The organism is Pseudoalteromonas sp. MMG010, from assembly GCF_018100905.1.
In the GTDB taxonomy this organism is placed as follows: domain Bacteria; phylum Pseudomonadota; class Gammaproteobacteria; order Enterobacterales; family Alteromonadaceae; genus Pseudoalteromonas.
Map to the genome: position 1 here is coordinate 1 of NZ_JAGJEG010000033.1, position 1287 is coordinate 1287.

Here is a 1287-nt window from a genome sequence, read left to right on the forward strand (position 1 = left end):
CGCTTTAGAGAAGTAATTTAGTGACTAGAAGCACTAAACTGCAGGCATTAAAAAAGGTCACCGAAGTGACCTTTTTCTAATAATTAACTTAAACGTTAATTATTACTCTACGATAGTTGCTACAACACCAGCACCTACAGTACGGCCACCTTCACGGATAGCAAAACGAAGACCTTCATCCATCGCGATTGGTGCGATTAGAGTTACTGTCATCTTGATGTTATCACCAGGCATTACCATTTCTACGCCTTCTGGTAACTGTACGTCACCTGTTACGTCAGTTGTACGGAAGTAGAACTGTGGACGGTAACCTTTGAAGAATGGTGTATGACGACCACCTTCATCTTTAGAAAGTACGTATACTTCTGAAGTGAAAGTTGTATGTGGGTTGATTGAACCAGGCTTAGCTAGTACTTGACCACGTTCTACGTCTTCACGCTTAGTACCACGTAATAGTGCACCAATGTTCTCACCAGCACGACCTTCGTCTAGAAGCTTACGGAACATTTCAACACCAGTACAAGTAGACTTAGTAGTCTCTTTAATACCAACGATTTCAACTTCGTCATTCACGTTGATGATACCCGCTTCAACACGACCTGTTACAACTGTACCACGACCTTGAATTGAGAAAACATCTTCGATAGGCATGATGAAAGGCTTATCGATGTCACGCTCTGGCTCTGGAATGTAAGAATCTAGTGCTTCTGCAAGCTCTACAATCTTGTCTTCCCATTGCTTCTCACCTTCAAGTGCTTTAAGTGCAGAACCTTGAATTAGTGGTAAGTCGTCACCTGGGAAATCGTACTCAGAAAGAAGTTCACGAACTTCCATTTCTACTAGCTCAAGTAGCTCTTCGTCATCAACCATGTCACATTTGTTCATGAATACGATGATGTAAGGTACGCCAACCTGACGAGAAAGTAGGATGTGCTCACGAGTTTGTGGCATAGGGCCGTCAGTCGCAGCTACTACTAAGATAGCACCATCCATTTGAGCAGCACCAGTGATCATGTTTTTAACATAATCGGCGTGTCCAGGACAATCTACGTGTGCGTAGTGACGAGTTGGTGTATCGTACTCAACGTGAGATGTTGAGATTGTGATACCACGTTCACGCTCTTCTGGAGCGTTATCGATTGATGCGAAATCTTTAGCTTCACCGCCGTATACTTTTGCAAGTACGTTAGTGATTGCTGCAGTTAGTGTAGTTTTACCGTGGTCAACGTGGCCGATTGTACCAACGTTTACGTGCGGTTTTACGCGTTCAAACTTTTCTTTTGCCAT

At 43.4% G+C, this 1287-nt stretch carries 1 protein-coding gene; it reads right to left on the minus strand.

The window, feature by feature from the left end:
* Nucleotides 1–102 precede the first annotated feature (102 nt).
* Nucleotides 103–1287: an elongation factor Tu gene (tuf, locus tag J8L70_RS15980; RefSeq protein ID WP_211056565.1), complete on the minus strand. Its 1185-nt coding sequence runs from the start codon at nt 1285–1287 to the stop codon at nt 103–105.

Coding starts and splice junctions, on each gene's coding strand:
- tuf (WP_211056565.1), bottom strand. CDS start 1,287: ATGGCAAAAGAAAAGTTTGAACGCGTAAAACCGCACGTAAACGTTGGT.